Genomic DNA, 16,500 nt, shown 5'->3' with positions numbered 1-16,500 from the left:
AATCACTTTACGGATATGCTTTGGTCCCTTTTGTTTTTTCAAACTCAGGTTAATCCGTTACTTCTTCCCATTATCATGAGGAACGAGGTGCCTTAATCCTCTTTCATTTACGCCCGAACTAGCGCCCTTCGTAGTCAGATACTCTATCCAGTTGAGCTATGGGTGCTCCTAAACATAATAAATTGGTGACCCGTACGGGATTCGAACCCGTGAATGCATGCGTGAAAGGCATGTGAGTTAACCGTTTCTCCAACGGGCCTTACAATTAACTGGATCTTAAACTTTAATAAAATTAAAAATTACATTTTAAAATATCAAATTGTAAAATTTCCGACTATAAAACAAAACAACAACGGAAAAATATCTAATTTAGAATATAAACACAAAAATCATAGCAAATACTTTTAGTGCCTATCATTTTAACAATATTCATAGCTAAAAGTCAATAACATTTTCTGTTAATGTTGAGATAGAATGATAAAATATAATTACACCATGTTGTACAAACAGAAAATTGAAATTTTAAAATCTTTATATAAAAATTTTTATAAAAAATTTATTTATATTAAAACTAAAAGGAAAGCTTAATTTGAATTGTTAAACTATTTACATTCTTAAATGGGAAAACAGATTCTTATCAAAAAAATTTGTTTTATTGTTCATTTGTATACAGTTCATAAAATAATAAAAATTATTGTTTATCAAATCAAGCTCCAGTTGTTCACTAAAAATTTACTGGTGACTTGAAACTTTTAAAAGTTTTTCCCCTAAATAAATGTTATTTTTGGTTTTAACTTGTAAAAGAAAACGATTTGAGATTTCAAAAATAGTCTTATCACCAAGATGTTTAATATTGCCAATATTTTTACTGTAGATATTAAATTTTTCACTCATTATTTTTAAAAATATAGAAGGATTAATACCATCTTCTTTCCCCAAATTAATTACTAATTTAGTCATGTCAGGCTTTCGAAATTTGTTATAATCATCAAAACTTTTTTTAATTTTACTAACAGAACTTCCTTTATAATTACTATGATAAGAAACATTACTAAAAGTTCTTGGAGTCATTATATCCTCATATTGTCTTTTTTCAGGCATTAAATATTGTAATAAACCAGAAATAATTTTTTTTGCTTCATATTTTTGTAACAAACTATCTGCTAGAACATTTTCTTTTGGATTTTCTTGAATTTTTGCTTCTATTAAGTTGATTACTTTATTTTGAAAAAATTGATTTTGTCTATTATAAATTTCCTCTATAGTTGGCACACTAACAAAAATTAATTTTTCCTTTAAATAACTTTCTAATTTCTTCAATTGCATCATTTGTTTTACATTAACAAAACTGTAAGAAACTCCTGATTTTCCTGCTCTTCCTGTTCTCCCGATTCTGTGAACATAAACTTCTTCATCATAGGATAAGTCATAGTTGATAACCATTTTAATATCTGTAATATCTAACCCTCTAGCAGCAACGTCAGTAGCAACTAAAATTCTAGTATGTTTCTTCCTAAAATTATTCATGACATATTGTCTTTGTTTTTGTTTTAAATCTCCGTGAATAGCATCTACTAAAAAACCTTTGCTTTGCAAATGAGAAAGGATATTATCTACAGTCCTTTTAGTATTGGCAAAAATAATTACTGAGTCAGGATTTTCATAATCTAATAAACGAACCAAAAGTTTATTTTTATCTAATTCTTTAACTATGAAATAAAATTGTTCGATAGATGTTACTGCAATATTTTTTTGCAAAGTTTTCAATATTTTAGGATTATTTTGATACTTCAATGTTATCTGTTTAATAGAAGCAGGCATAGTAGCTGAAAATAAAGCTGTTTGTCTATTTTTAGGTATTTTTTCTAAAATAGTCTCTACAGCTTCTTGAAATCCCATTTTCAACATTTCATCGGCTTCATCAAAAATTAAAATCTTAACAGTAGATAAATTAACTCTTTTCCTTTGGAGAAGATCTATAATTCTTCCAGGAGTAGCAATAATAATATGCGGTTTTGCTTCTAAAGCCTGAAATTGTTGAGTATAAGATTCTCCACCATAAATAACTGCTGTTTTTATCTCTGAATAAAATTTCAGCAACTTATTAATTTCGTTAAAAACTTGTAAAGCTAATTCTCTTGTTGGACATAATATTAAAGATTGAACCTCTTTAACACGAGGGTCAATTTTTGCTATTGTTGGAATAGCAAAAGCAAAGGTTTTTCCAGTTCCTGTTTGTGACTGCACAACAATATCATAACCTTTAATCATTTCAGGTATCACTAGTGATTGAACATCTGTAGGATTAGAAAAGTTTAAATCTAATAAAGCATTTTCTATTTGTGGTAATAATTTTAATTCTGAGAACGAAATACTCATTTTAATTTCCTTTCGTGTATTTTAAAATACTTAATTCTAATACAAATCTTTTTTATATTTTGTACTTAATAAAAAACCTTAATAAAAAACCTTAATAAAAAACCTTAATAAAAAACCTTAATAAAAAACTAAACATAGAATTATCTTAGTAAATTTATTAAGCAAAACTTTCATTAACTCAAAAATCTATTTGGTAAACTCTCTTCATGTATTAAATATGCCAAAATTAATGCCAAAATTAAAATCAAAATATAAATACAATGCAACATAAAGAAAAATAAAGATAAGCAAAATGAGCTTGCCTGAAATTCAAATTCAGCAAAGAGAATTCTACAAAGCTGAAAATAGACTACACTAAACTAGTATACTTTGTTAAGTAAGATAAGCAAATCTGTTCAATAGAATTCTCGTATGTTTTATAATTTGATATTAATTAAAGGTTTGGTAAGAAAATAATTTTTGACTTTCTATCTTTTTTACTTCTTTAGTTTAGAAATAAATTGCCTATTTACGAAGCATACCTGTAATAAATGTAGTCAGGACAGATAATATCTGTGCATCTGCTAAAACTAATAAACAGAAATAGCTAGTTATATGCTAGTTGTAAGCGTTGAAAAAAAGCAATATTATAAATAATACTTTACAAAGTAAAAATGAAATAGAGAAAATTTCCTATATTTTTTGCGTTGTTTTGTCGCTATACAGAGTTAAAATAGCGACGTAAAACCAAACTTTTATTTTATCTAGTTAAATTAAAAAAGATGGAAATAACAAAAAATTTAAATCTTTCTTCTTGCTTAAAATAATTAAGAATAATCGAGAGTCTAGGTTTATGATTAACGCAAAAATTTAGTAATGACAGCAACGACCTAAAAATGTTTAATAACAGCGAATGTGTTGCATGTACGAACACAAACATAAAAATAACACTGTTTATTTCATTCTCATGTTTTTTGATAAAGCGTATTCTTAGCCATAAATTATACCCCTTTATTATAACTAAGATAAAGCCTTTTTGCAACTATTAAATATCTAACCGCTCCATATAGAGTAAATTGAAATATATTAATATCTGAATTCATATGGAGTAAAATAATGGTTTAAATATAATAGTATAAAAACCGAAACACTAATTGGAGTTATTTATTTTTTAAAAAGAGATTGTCGTATTACGACTTTTATAATAAATCAAAAGTAGTTACAAAAACAAAATCGATTACAAGATAGTTAATTGCGAAAACTTAACTATTTTTATCTTAAAATAAAAATTCTTTATAAGAGATTGACAGCAATTGTTTTTTATTTTATAATTTAGCAAGGTGAGTTAATTATCGTATTTAAATATAAAAAACACGAAAACACACAGTCTGGAGCAGAGAAATGTCAGTTAAAATACGTTTACAACTTTTAGGTTCTCATAAAAAACCTTTTTATCGCATAGTAGCTGCTAATTCTAGAAATAAAAGAGACGGCAAATTTCTAGAAATTTTAGGTAGTTATGCACCGCTACGCGATTCATCAAACCTGAATACAACTAAAATAGAAAAATGGATTTCAGTAGGTGGCCAACCAACTACAATTGTAAAAAAATTATATAAAAAATTTAAAAATCAAAAATAGTTATAAATATTTATTACTTGAGCACATTTTCTTTCTTCATAAGCCTTCTTAATTTTCTATTATTCTCTTGAATAGTCTTGAATAGTAACAACTTATATTATTTTAATGCGGTTTACTTTTCCTTTATCACACTTAAAACTTAAAAAATCCTAGAGGATAATGAAAAATTATGAAAATGAATTTCGATATTATCACAATTTTCCCTTATTTTTTTGACATTTTTTTAAATAATTCTATTGTTAAAAGAGCTCAAATACAAAAAAAAGTTAAAATAAACATTCATGATTTAAGAAAATATAGCCAAAATAAACATAATCAAATAGACGATAGACCTTATAGCGGAGATGTTGGTATGTTGTTAACTTTTCCTCCTTTATATGATTGTCTCCAAAAAATAAAAACCACTACTAAGAGTAGAATAATTCTATTATCTCCTCAAGGAATTTTATTAAACCAAAAAAAAGCTTACGAATATGTACAAAAATTAAACCATTTAGTAATTTTATGTGGTAATTACGAAGGAGTAGATGCAAGAATTTTAAATTATGTTGACGAAGAAATTTCTATAGGGGACTATATTTTAACTGGTGGCGAAATTGCAGCTATGGTCGTTATGGATACCATTATTAGATTAACACCTGGAGTAATAAAAAAAGAATCTTATTTAAATGATTCACACCAAAATGGGCTACTTAAATATCCCCAATATACTAGACCACAGAATTATAAAAATCAAAAAGTTCCTGAAGTGCTTTTATCTGGAGATCATAAAAAAATTATTAAATGGAAAGAAAAGGAAAGTCTGAGAAACACTTTTATTAAAAGACCAGAGCTTTTAAAAAGAATCAAATTAAGCGAAAATATGAAAAAAATATTAGAAGAAATTAAAAAAGATAGCTAGAGAAAAAATAAGCGAATAATAATAGTCAAACAATCACAACAATTTATTAACCTGCATTTTTCGATAATAAAAATATAAAAAAGGAATAACGGAAAAAATAAAATGGTTTTAAAAGAAAAAGAATTACTGGATTTTGCTAGCAAAAATAATTATAAAAAAAATGATAATTTCAAAGCAGGAGATACAGTAAAAGTTTTTATCCAAGTTGATAGTAGCAATGATAAAAAAAGAATCCAAACGTTTCAAGGCGTAGTTATTAAACGTCAAGGAAGCGGTATTTCTGAAACTTTCACAGTAAGAAAAGTTTATTCCGGGACAGGAGTAGAACGAACTTTTTCTATTCATTCGCCTTTATGTGAAAAAATAGAAGTAATAAATTACGGAATTGTTAACCGTGCAAAGCTCTATTATATAAGAAACTTGTCAGCTAAAGCCTCTAGAATAAAAACAAAAAGAGAAAATAATATTCAAAAAAAGTAAAAACTTCTTCTTATTTAATAAAAAATACCTTAAATTATTCTTACAAATCACATGCAAATAATCTGATTTTTAGTATAAGTATTATAAGATACTATTGATCCTATTAAATAGGAGATTACTAATGTTTTTATTCCAAGAATTAAAATGGCGCAATTTTATTCAAGATTGTAGTAATGAAAAAGAATTAGAAGAATTATTAAATCATGGAAAAATTAATTTTTATTGTGGAATTGATCCTAGTGCTAGTTCTTTAACTTTAGGACATTTAGTTCTGATTATAGCCATTTTACTTTTGCACAAAAAAGGTCATAATCCTTTTATTCTTATTGGTACATCCACTGGCTTAATTGGGGATCCTAAAGAGACTTCTGAGAGAAAACTGTTATCTAATAAAGATATAAAATATAACTCTAGAAAAATAAAGCACCAATTAAAAAATATGCTATCTACTGATAATAAGGTAAATTTTGTAGATAATTATACTTGGATATCAAAGTTAGATGTCATAACCTTTTTAAGAACTTATGGTAAATTATTTAATGTAAATTATATGCTCTCCAAAGAACTAGTATCAAAAAGATTAAAAAAGGGTATTTCATATACTGAGTTTTCTTATATGATATTACAAGCTTTAGATTTTTATCGTCTTTATGAAGATAAAAACGTTGTACTTCAACTAGGCGGTTCAGATCAGTGGGGCAATATTACTAGCGGGTTAGAATTAATTCGTAAGTTATCTAATCCCCATAAAAATAATAAAGCTGTTGGAATGAGCATACCTTTATTATTAAATAGCCAGGGCGTAAAATTTGGCAAAAGTGAAAAAAATAATTTATGGTTAGACGAAAAATTAACTAGTCCTTATGAAACATACCAATTTCTTGTAAATATTCCAGATCAATGTGTCATTAACTACCTAAAAAAAATAACTCTACTTAAGCCAAATGAAATTATGGAATTAGAAAAAGAAATAACTTTTAATCCTAAACAAAGAATAGCTCAAAAAACGTTAGCCGCAAATGTTGTCATTTTTCTTTATGGCAAAGAAAAATACGAAGAATGTTTTCGAATTAGTAAAATTCTATTTTATAAAGACAAACAAGTAATAAATAAAAATGATTTTCAATTATTGAAAAAACATATATCTTTCTTTGAAACAAAAAATAATATTTCGTTAATTAACGCTTTAATAAAAACTAAATTAACTAGTTCCAAAAAAGAATCTAAATTATTAATATTATGCGGTTCCATTAAAATTTTTGGACAAGTAATAAAACAAACAGATGTTTACTTAACTAAACAAGAAACTTTACTGAATAAATATATTTTATTGACTAAAAAAAATAAATTTCATGCTTTGATTATTCTTAAATAAATATTCTTCAATAAAACATTAGTTTATATGTATCTATAAAATTTTCAAAGAAAAGATTTTTTATGAAATTAAACAATCAATCATACCGAGCACTGCTTATTAAGCACTATAAAAACCCTTTAAATAAGGGATTAATAAAAGATTCGAAAAAACACCAACCAAACTATGTAGTATTAAAGAACAACAATATAAATTGTGGAGATAAAATTAAAATACAGATATATTTTTACCAAAAAATAATTACAAATATAAGATATGAAGCGGAAGGATGTTCAATTTTCATTGCTTCTGCCTCTTTGATGTCTGTTTATTTAAAAAATTTAAATTTTAAGTTAGGTATATGTAAAATAGAAAATTTTATTAATATGATACAAAATAAACCTTTTCAAGAAGATATTTTAGATAAAGATTTGTTATGTTTAAAACCAATTTCTTTTTTTCCAGGAAAATTTATCTGTATAAGTGCGCCTTGGCTATTATTATTAAAAAATCTTGAAAAATAATTATTAATTTCTAAATTTGAATTAGAATAATTATATCAAATAGCTTATTAAACATATTGAGAAAACTCTACTTAATTTAATAGATACAAAACCAGAAAGAATTAATAATGATTTTATCAAAAAACAATCCTAAGTTTAAAAAATTAAAAAAACTTCTTTCCAAGAAATATCGTAATTTATATCAAGAATTCTTAATATTCGGAAAAAATATAATTCAAGAAGCTGAAAAAAAAGAAATCATCTCAGAATTATATACTATTAACCCTAACAAAGAAAAAGGCATTTTGATTCAAAAAACTTTAATGAAAAATTTAAACAAAAACAAAGTTTTATATTCACAAGTAGCAGTTTGCAGAATGACACAAAAAACCATTGAAACCAACAAAATTTTAGCATTAGATGATGTACAAGATCCTAAAAATGCCGGAGTACTAATGAGAAGCGCTTGTGCTTTTGGGTTTAGACATATTTTCTTCAGTTCTAAAAGTGTAGATTATTACAATGAAAAAACTATAAGATCCAGCCAAGGTGCTATTTTTAATTTATTTTTAGAAAGAGGCAATATTAAAAAATTTATTATTTCACAAAAAGAAAAAAAATATCATATTTTTAGTGCTTGTGTATATGAAAAAAATATTGATTTGAATAAAATAAATAAAATTTTTTTAAAAAACAAAAAAATTATTCTAGTATTAGGTAATGAAGGAATTGGAATTTCTAATGAAATAAAAAATATTTCTGATTACTTTTTACATATTAAAACTAATCCAATAGAAAGTCTTAATGTAAGTGTAGCTGGAAGCATTTTAATGTATCTTCTCCGTTATTAATTCAATGAAAGTCTTTTATAAACTAAAAGCTCCAACGAAGAAAAAAAAATAAACTATTTATCGTAACAAAGATAAAAAAAATTTAGATCATAAAAAATATATTTATTTACTAAAATATCATGTTAAATTTTTTTTGTTTAATCATATCAATTTCTTGTTTATAAGGGGGCTCCTCGTTGATAAAAGGTGTTTCTAAAATTTTAGGTATATGTAAAAAAGAAGGATGATAAATAATTTTCATTAAAGGCATAAAACCTATTGAACCATAACCAATATTAGCATGACGATCTTTTTTACTACCTAAGTCATTTTTAGAATCATTAATATGAAAAACAGATAAATATTTAAGATTTATAATAGAATCAAAGTCTTGCATCACAAGTTCGAAATGATCTTTAATATCATAACCAGAATCAAAAACATGACAAGTATCAAAGCAAACAGAAATCCTTTTTTTATCGTCAATAAGATCGATAATATCTCTTAATTCTTGAAAACAACAACCTATTTCATTACCCTTTCCAGCCATAGTCTCTAAAGCGATTTTAATTTTTAAATTTGAAGTCTTTTTAAAAATCGTATTAATGCCTGAAGCAATCCATTCTATAGCTTCTTTCTTATTTCTATTGAGGTTATTACCTGGATGCAATACCATTTGAGGGATTTTCATCTGCTCAAATCTGTTTAACTCTTGTGCAAGAAAATCAATAGCAAAAGTTCTCTTAATGATAAAAGGGTTTGATAAATTAATAATATAAGGAGCATGGCCGATTAAGTGATTCCAACTAAGTTGTTTTATTTTCATTTCTTCTAGTGTTTTTTGTATATTTCCCGAATCAATTTCTAATCTTTTTGTATTTTGCGGCGGTCCTGAATAAATCATAAAAGTATTAGCACCAAAAGACAAAGCTTGTCGCAAAGCACCTAAATACATTAGAGGTTTTTTAAAAGATACATGGCTACCTATTATTATCATTTTTTCACTCTTCGCTTAAAAAGCTTTTTTTTATTTGGTAAACATTTTTGTAATTTATAATTATGCACATTTTTTTTTAAAAAAATGTTAGATTTTGATATTTTAATTTTATAACCATTTGGAGTTAATTCAATATTTTGGAATGTAATTTGATAAAGTTTCTTTATTTTTTCTAAGTAAGTTTTTTCTTTTTCATCATATAAAACTAAAACATTACCTTCTTTACCTAATCTTCCTGTTCTGCCGCTTCGATGTTGAAAGAACTCTAAATTTTTTATAGGTAAATCATAATGAATAACCCAAGAAATATCCAAATCTAACCCCCTAGCTGTTAAATCGCTTGATACAATATACTGATATTTATTTTTGTGAATTTCAGAGATATATCTTTTTCTTTGTTTGACTAATAGATCAGAGGAAAAATTTAAAACATTTAGATTTTCTTTTTTTAAGGTTTCATAAACATGAAACTGATTTTTTTTATTTGAGACAAAAATTAAGGCTGCATAGGGATTTATTTTTTTAGCTAAATGCACTAAATCATTTAGACGTTTATAACAAAAACTATGTAATGCGTAATATTTGATTTTCAATCTTTGTTCTTTGTTAGTGTTTAAAAATAAAGATTTACCAAAATATTTATCAACAAAAGGTTTCATATGAGTTGTAATAGATGCTGAAAAAAGTAAAATTTTCGGATGCCATCTAATTAATAAAAGATTTATCAAAGATAAAGACTTCGAGTCAAATAACATATCTGCTTCGTCCAAAACTAGAAAAGAAGCCTTGTAAATATTAAGTTGTTTATTAGTTATTGTATACTTAACTAATTGGTTCAAAGTAGCGATAACAACGGGCGGTTGTTTAGTTTTTAAGTGGGAAGTTATTTTTTTTTGATCCATGCCACCGTAGAAAATTTTGACTTTAGAATTTTGTTTTTCTATCCCCTTTAGCATTTGAAATATTTGAAAAACAAGTTCGTTAGTAGGTGCTATTATAACAGCCTGTATTATGTTTCTTTGCCAAGCTATTTTGCTAAGTATTGGTAGTAAATAAGCATGTGTTTTTCCTGTGCCAGTAGGAGATATTCCAACTAAATGAAGAGGTTGTTCAAACGATGTAAAAACTTTTTTTTGAATGGGTGTAATATTAAAAAAATTTAATTCTTTTAATTTTCTTTCTAAATATGTTTGCAACTTTATTTGTCTCCTTTATCAAGAATTTAAGACATACAATTGCTTGAAATTTCTACGCTAATTATACACTATAATTTTAAAAAAAATTTTTTTAATCACTCAAAATAGTTAAATTTTTTCGTTTCCGTTATATTTGTTAATAACAAATATGAAATTGATATCTTCTATATTTTTTGTAAAATAATAGAAAAAAATTTATAAATTTAATAGAATAGTGGGTAAGAATACGCAAAAAAAGTATACATAATTCTAATAAAATAACTACCAACTTTTAGCAACAATAAAGCAAAAGTATACAGTTAAGAATTAGAATGAGTTATAAGAAAAAGATTAAAAAACTATATAAATTTAAATTTCTTAGTGTCATTTCAATTAATTTAATGATTTTATAAATTAAAAAATAATCTTGTTATAGTTCATTCAACTATTATAAATTCGAAAATCATCTTTAAATTTGTTTTAATATTTTATTTTTTAATAAAGTAGTATATGGGCAGCACTATTGTTGTGAATAACATAAAAAGAATTATTATAATGGAAATAATTTTCATAAAAGAAAGTTTTTTTCTTTTGTGAATATTTTTTCTTTTTGTATATGTGTATTTTTGAAATTTATCTTTTCTTTCGTTTTGATTTAAATTTGACATACTATAGATCCCTTCTTTTTATCTTTAAAAATAAATAATTTTAGATTTTTAAAAGTTTTCAGTTTATATCTTTAGTTAAAAATATCAAATGTAATAAAATTCAGAAATTAAAAATAATTGATATGAATGCGTTATTTCTTTAACTCCCTTTCTATCCTAATTTAAATTAATTTATATTTTACGTTGTTTTATGTGGATATTTGTTTTTTTCATTTAAATGATGAAAAAACATAAAGCCACAGATGAATCTTAGATTAACAAAATATTAACTAAACACACATCAAAATGAATAAAAAGCAAATCAATTATAAAAATAAAACTAAAAAATACAAAAAAAGTACCCTTACTCAAATACAAATGATACTCTAAAATTATATTCAAAAAAACTCTTTAAAAGAGAGTATTTTTGAATATTTTTATATTGTAAAGTATTCATAGAATAAAGATCAGAAGCGAAGAATAACAATAGAAAAAGAATTAGATTTAATATTAAAAACACATCTTGAAATCAGATTAAAGTTTTATTTAAATTAAATTTGTTAGATATTTTTTTATACCACGAAGTATACATTTTTTTGTTTTTTTTATGTTATAAAATGGTATCATGTAGAGTAATAAATTTTTAAGAAAGGTATAGATAGGTTAAATAAAAATGAGTTATACTCTGCTATCGCTAAAATTCAAAAATAAGATTGGAATGTACAAATTTCAACTATTACTTATTATTCAAATTTTGTTTATTAGTTTATTTTTGATTTCTCCTTGTTATTCTTATTTTATCAATACAAGAGCAAACGATAATATCAATTTAGATATAGAACAAGAAATTCAAAAAATAAAAAACAAATATCAAGATGAACAAATAAAAAATAATTGTGATAAATTACTAAAAAATATTAATATCTTAAAAGAAGAAACAAAAAAATTTTTTCAAGAAATATCTAATACTTGGATAAATTCAAACTCTTCGAAATCTATTAATACACAAATCTTCGAATTTTCGTCTAACTTAAAAAATACTTTAGACGACCAAATAAATGGATTAACCCAAAAGAATGAAAATAAAGAAATAGATCAAAAAATCTTAGAAAACCTTAATAAAATAAAAAAATTAGTAGAAAAAATAATGACAGAAACTAATAATTTAGTATCCACTACTATTAATAAAACAGAAGAACTTACAAAACCTATTATAACGGATAAATCAATGAAAATAGAAGAATTAGAAAGCTCTTCAAAAATATATCTAAATAATTTAGCTAAAGATTTACAAACATATTTAGAAAAAGTAGAATCTGATATAGAAGATATTATAACAATTAATAAAGAATCTGAAACAAAAATAAGCGAATTTAATAAAAATTTACTAAAACAAGATGATACTTTTAAAAACAGTTTAATTTCTAAACAACTTTTATCAAGTATGAAATCAAAAGTAAAAACAGTTTTAGATATTATTAAAGAAAGAATAGCTTTAAAAACACTTGAATATGCGTTTTCTAATTTACATGTAAACTACCAAAAGTTAATTGCTAGCTATAAACATCAAGATATTACAAAAAAACTTAAACAACAATTTAAAACAACAAAAACAATAAATGAGAAAACATTAAAACCAAGTTTTTCTACTTCGGAAGAAAAAACTTTGGAACAAATCATTAATGACATACAAAATCAAAATGCACAAAATGAAGAAGTACAAACTAAGTGTAGACAAATATTAGAGAGTACCAAAGCCTTAAAAGAAAATGTAAAGTCAATGTTTCCAAAAGAAAAAATAGAGATAATTAATAAGAGACTAAATACAATATCATTTGAAGATCTTCTAATAAATTTAAATAAGAATATAAATGAATTAGAAAAACAAGAGACTTACGATAGCTCAGAATTACAAATAAAAGCAAATCTTCTAACAATCAAAACTCAAGTAGAATCAGCCCAAAAGCAATTCAAAGAATATTTTGAACCTTTTTTAAAAAAAATAGAAGAGCAATCTGCTAAATCTATTGATCAATTAAAAATTGAAGAAATAAAAAATAATTTTGATATTTTTTTCGGTAGTTGGGGAGAAATAGAGACATTTTTAGAAAAAGCTTACAAAGTCAATCAAGATTCTGAAAAAATAGCAGAAACAAAAACCACTACCTATTCACTAGAAAAATACATAATTCCAACAGAACAAATTTTAGGAAGCAAAGAAGTTATAGAAGAAATTTATTCTATGTTAAGTTCGTCCGAAAATTTCTTAGATAAAACTAAAGCTAAATTAGAAAATTTATATGAAGATTATCGAAAATTGATCAATGAATATCCACCACAATCAACAAGCGGAGATTCTTCCAGTGAAATTACTCCTTCTGATGAATCTAACACAAAAGAACAAGATGATTCTAACCAAATGAGTTTTGCATCATATTTAACTCTTGTAATATTTTTCATAATTATTATTACATTAATTTTATTTTACATTTTCCAAAAATTAAATAAATTTAACTGAAGATTTATTAAACCTAAAAAAACTTATTTCAAAAATAATAAAAACCTTATGTATGAATTTTTCTTCATATATAAGGTTTTTTATTTATTTAAAATCAAAATAACTAATGGCGGAGCAGAAGGGATTCGAACCCTTGCACCATATTTTGGCCTACATCCTTAGCAGAGATGCCTCTTATAACCACTTGAGTACTACTCCTCATGAATCATTAAAATGTGGAAATATCAACAGAGACATTATAACAAAAATATCAAATAAAAATTCAATAGACTTATCTTTTATGTAAAAAACGTATAACTCAAATAAAATTATTTATATTTAACAACCATTATAATTATATGGTTGTTAAATACATTATATTTTTATTTTATAAATATTTATTTTATAAATATTGTAATATTTAATCTAAAAAGTATTACTTTTTTGTTTCTTAATTTTAAAAAACATATTCCATACTATAAATAGCAATATTAAATATAAAGTAATTTTATAAATATTTTTTTTAAAAATGTATGTAATATAAAACCATGGATCTATTTTTTGATTATTAATTTTATAATTTTGGATAAAAGAATAAACAGCTTCTTCAATGCTTTTCTCTGTTGCATTGTCTCTTTTCACTTCTTTTTCAGCAATTAAAAAAGCTGCTTTGTTAATCCATTGAATAATCCCATGATCTAGTGTCGGATTCCAATTATTCTCCATTAAAATGTACTGATTAGTCATGTTGGATATTTTATGATTTAAATCATTCCAAAACTTTTCAGTATATTTATCTATATCTTGTTGTAAATTATGAATAATTTCGTCAATATTATAATCAGTAAAAAATAAAGTCTTAACAGTTTTTTGCAAAATCAATTGGTCTAATTTTTCTTTTTCAAAATGTGGTAAATTTATTTTTAATTTACTATATATTTTTTCTTTCCATATTCCTTTGTAGATGTTTCTGTCTATATGAAAATATTCCAATTTATATTCATTTATTTTGTTCTGAATTTGTTCATCTAATTCTATATGATGTTGTTTAAGCGGTACAATAAATGATAGCAAATCATGGTGTATTTTTTGTTTGAAATCTTTTTTTATTTTGTAAATTTGCTTAGCAGAAAATATTTTTGGATTAAAACTAATTTTACTTAATTCTTCTTTTATTTTATTTTGTAATAATTCATCTAAGTATTGTTCTAAATAGTTTTTAACTTCGTGAATAGTTTCTGATTTTAAAACTTCTAATGATAAAATATCTTTTCTTTTCCAAAGTTTTTCTATTTTATCATTAATTACTTTTTTTATATCAAAATTCAGAATTTCATTCTTAATACTAGAAAAACTTATTTCATCAATAATTTCTCCTATTAATTTTTCTTTTATTTCATCTATGAACTTTATTATGCTTTGTTCGATTTCTAATTCGTTATTTTCTATGTTTTGAGAAACGATTAATATTACTTCGCCAAATGTCGATTCTTGAACTAGAAAAGGAAATTGCAACAAATATTTTTCTAATAATTGATAAAATGTTTTTTGATTTTCGTGTTGTTTTAATAAATCCCACATAAAATAGATTTTTTTAGTAACTTTTATTCCAGTATTTAAAACGTCTTCTAAACTTTCAACATTTTCAGGTTCAAGGCGTTTTTTATTATTATTATAATTATATTCATCTTGATTATCTTGAAAATAGAAACCTAATAATTCAGAAGGAAAGGGATTTTCTGTGTTAAAAGTTTTTTTTATATTTGATTTATATTCGTTTATATTAATATTTTGAATTTCATTATCAGAATGTTTATTATATACAACTTGTCCTAACATATTATGTTTATTGCGAATAGCATTAAAATATTTTCTTTCTTCCCCTTGAAAATGACTGTCTTTAAAAAGATGTTTAATTTCTATTTGTTTATACTCTTTAAAATTTACTAGTTCTTTCCAATTTTTTTTCCTATGAGTATGTAAATCCCAATTAGTCGGCATAGAAGATTGTGAAATTCTATTAAATGCTAGATGTAAATCTTCTAACAAAATATTAACATGGTCATGTTTTCTTCTAGCTATTATACTTGCTTGATCAAGTAATTCTATCATTCTTCTAGGAGTTTTCAAAAGATCATTATCTGAATAAGCTATTATTTTCGATAAATCATTAACCAAATATTGGTATGCTTCAATATCTAATTTATAGGAAAGTGCCTTTGTTTCTAAAAATTTTTTAATCCCTTTTTGATTCCAGAAATTAACTTTAATATGTCTATTAAAACGGCTTAAAATTGATTCATCTATTTGATCTTTAAAGTTGGTAGTCCCAATAATAAAAACAGGCTTCTTTTTATCAGTATGGATACCTTCTATTTGTGATAGAAAAGCAGAAATAATATTTCCGTGGTCAGAAATTAGAAAATTGTGATTACGACTTCTAAATACACTTTCACATTCATCAATTAAAATAATACTAGGAGAATTTTTTCTTGCTGCGTCGAAAAGATCTTGGATTAATTTTGGACTTTCACCAACATAAGTTTTAGAAAAATCAGCTGATGTTAAAGCGAAAACAGGCAGTCCAGATTCTTTAGCAAAAGCTTCTGCTAAATAAGTTTTACCTGTACCTGGAGGGCCATACAATAAAATACCTTTAGGCATTTTATTTATTCCCATTTTTTTATATTCTTTTATGTTTTTTAAGTATTCTAAACTATCTTTTAATTGTTCGATTTCTGTTTCCATACCTATAACATCTTTAAAACTTGGCATATCTTCGGTATTTTTTAAAAATCTACTAATAGGAGTTGTTTCTTTCATTTTCTGTTTTTCGTTTTTATCTAATACATCTATAACACGAGAACTTATTTGATTTAAACTATCGCTATGTTTTTGTTGAATATCTTCTAAAACATTAACGAACTTATCTGCAAATTTATCAATTACTTTTATTGCTTCATTTTGTAATTTTATTTTATTTTCTTCTTCTACAATGTCTTGTTGTGCTTGTTGATAATCTCGTTGTAAGCTATCGAATTCAGTTTGCGTAGCTTGTAACTTACGTTGATGGTCAGTTAAAATAGTTTGTAATTGTCGTTTACTTTCAGCGTTCAT

Annotated in this window: 11 protein-coding genes and 2 tRNA genes; 7 read left to right on the top strand and 6 right to left on the bottom strand. The window is 24.3% G+C overall.

Features of this window, described 5'->3' with window-relative positions:
* Window positions 1-183: 183 nt before the first annotated feature.
* Both OC680_RS01600 and OC680_RS01595 read right to left on the bottom strand, forming a co-directional pair.
* Window positions 184-259: transfer RNA gene (locus OC680_RS01600), tRNA-Glu, on the bottom strand.
* Between the two features lie 473 nt (window positions 260-732).
* Complete coding sequence (locus tag OC680_RS01595) at window positions 733-2,379, bottom strand: DEAD/DEAH box helicase (RefSeq protein WP_304515373.1); 1,647 nt, start codon at window positions 2,377-2,379, stop codon at window positions 733-735.
* Between the two features lie 1,380 nt (window positions 2,380-3,759).
* Between OC680_RS01595 and rpsP the strand changes: the two genes are divergently transcribed.
* The 6 genes from rpsP (at window position 3,760) to OC680_RS01565 (ending at window position 8,088) form a co-directional block, all read left to right on the top strand.
* Window positions 3,760-3,999 (top strand): 30S ribosomal protein S16, encoded by a 240-nt coding sequence (gene rpsP / locus OC680_RS01590; protein ID WP_304515372.1) that lies wholly within the window; start codon window positions 3,760-3,762, stop codon window positions 3,997-3,999.
* 175 nt (window positions 4,000-4,174) lie between these two features.
* Window positions 4,175-4,900, top strand: coding sequence for a tRNA (guanosine(37)-N1)-methyltransferase TrmD (gene trmD, locus OC680_RS01585; protein WP_304515374.1), 726 nt, complete (start codon window positions 4,175-4,177; stop codon window positions 4,898-4,900).
* A gap of 102 nt (window positions 4,901-5,002) precedes the next feature.
* Entirely contained in the window at window positions 5,003-5,380 is a 378-nt protein-coding gene (gene rplS, locus OC680_RS01580; protein WP_304515371.1) for a 50S ribosomal protein L19, read from the top strand.
* Window positions 5,381-5,501: 121 nt separating this feature from the next.
* On the top strand, window positions 5,502-6,755 hold the full coding sequence (gene tyrS, locus OC680_RS01575; protein WP_304515370.1) for a tyrosine--tRNA ligase: 1,254 nt from the start codon (window positions 5,502-5,504) through the stop codon (window positions 6,753-6,755).
* A 62-nt stretch (window positions 6,756-6,817) separates the two neighbouring features.
* Window positions 6,818-7,258, top strand: a complete 441-nt coding sequence (locus tag OC680_RS01570; RefSeq protein WP_304515369.1) for an iron-sulfur cluster assembly scaffold protein — start codon at window positions 6,818-6,820, stop codon at window positions 7,256-7,258.
* Between the two features lie 107 nt (window positions 7,259-7,365).
* A complete protein-coding gene (locus tag OC680_RS01565) occupies window positions 7,366-8,088 on the top strand; it encodes a TrmH family RNA methyltransferase (RefSeq protein ID WP_304515368.1) in 723 nt (240 codons plus the stop codon).
* Window positions 8,089-8,197: 109 nt separating this feature from the next.
* On the opposite strand, the gene OC680_RS01560 is transcribed toward OC680_RS01565, so the two are convergent.
* Together OC680_RS01560 and OC680_RS01555 are read right to left on the bottom strand one after the other, a co-directional pair.
* The gene (locus tag OC680_RS01560; RefSeq protein ID WP_304515367.1) at window positions 8,198-9,064 is read right to left on the bottom strand and encodes a deoxyribonuclease IV; all 867 of its coding nucleotides are present in this window, start codon (window positions 9,062-9,064) and stop codon (window positions 8,198-8,200) included.
* Complete coding sequence (locus OC680_RS01555; protein WP_304515366.1) at window positions 9,061-10,260, bottom strand: DEAD/DEAH box helicase; 1,200 nt, start codon at window positions 10,258-10,260, stop codon at window positions 9,061-9,063. The genes OC680_RS01560 and OC680_RS01555 overlap by 4 nt, the downstream gene beginning before the upstream one ends.
* 1,344 nt (window positions 10,261-11,604) lie before the next feature.
* On the opposite strand from OC680_RS01555, the gene OC680_RS01550 reads away from it, so the two are divergent.
* Window positions 11,605-13,404 carry a hypothetical protein gene (locus tag OC680_RS01550; RefSeq protein WP_304515365.1) on the top strand — a complete coding sequence of 600 codons (1,800 nt, stop codon included), beginning with the start codon at window positions 11,605-11,607 and terminating at the stop codon, window positions 13,402-13,404.
* A gap of 107 nt (window positions 13,405-13,511) precedes the next feature.
* Here the strand turns inward: OC680_RS01550 and OC680_RS01545 are convergent.
* Window positions 13,512-13,602: transfer RNA gene (locus OC680_RS01545), tRNA-Ser, on the bottom strand.
* Between the two features lie 207 nt (window positions 13,603-13,809).
* Window positions 13,810-16,500: AAA family ATPase (locus OC680_RS01540; RefSeq protein WP_304515364.1), on the bottom strand; the 2,691-nt coding region annotated here is incomplete at its 5' end.

The sequence above is a fragment of the Candidatus Phytoplasma melaleucae genome (assembly GCF_030588185.1).
In the GTDB taxonomy this organism is placed as follows: Bacteria; Bacillota_I; Bacilli_A; order Acholeplasmatales; family Acholeplasmataceae; genus Phytoplasma; species Phytoplasma melaleucae.
This window is presented reverse-complemented; position numbering and strand designations above follow the sequence as displayed.

Coding starts and splice junctions, on each gene's coding strand:
- OC680_RS01595 (WP_304515373.1), bottom strand. CDS start 2,379: ATGAGTATTTCGTTCTCAGAATTAAAATTATTACCACAAATAGAAAAT.
- rpsP (WP_304515372.1), top strand. CDS start 3,760: ATGTCAGTTAAAATACGTTTACAACTTTTAGGTTCTCATAAAAAACCT.
- trmD (WP_304515374.1), top strand. CDS start 4,175: ATGAATTTCGATATTATCACAATTTTCCCTTATTTTTTTGACATTTTT.
- rplS (WP_304515371.1), top strand. CDS start 5,003: ATGGTTTTAAAAGAAAAAGAATTACTGGATTTTGCTAGCAAAAATAAT.
- tyrS (WP_304515370.1), top strand. CDS start 5,502: ATGTTTTTATTCCAAGAATTAAAATGGCGCAATTTTATTCAAGATTGT.
- OC680_RS01570 (WP_304515369.1), top strand. CDS start 6,818: ATGAAATTAAACAATCAATCATACCGAGCACTGCTTATTAAGCACTAT.
- OC680_RS01565 (WP_304515368.1), top strand. CDS start 7,366: ATGATTTTATCAAAAAACAATCCTAAGTTTAAAAAATTAAAAAAACTT.
- OC680_RS01560 (WP_304515367.1), bottom strand. CDS start 9,064: ATGATAATAATAGGTAGCCATGTATCTTTTAAAAAACCTCTAATGTAT.
- OC680_RS01550 (WP_304515365.1), top strand. CDS start 11,605: ATGTACAAATTTCAACTATTACTTATTATTCAAATTTTGTTTATTAGT.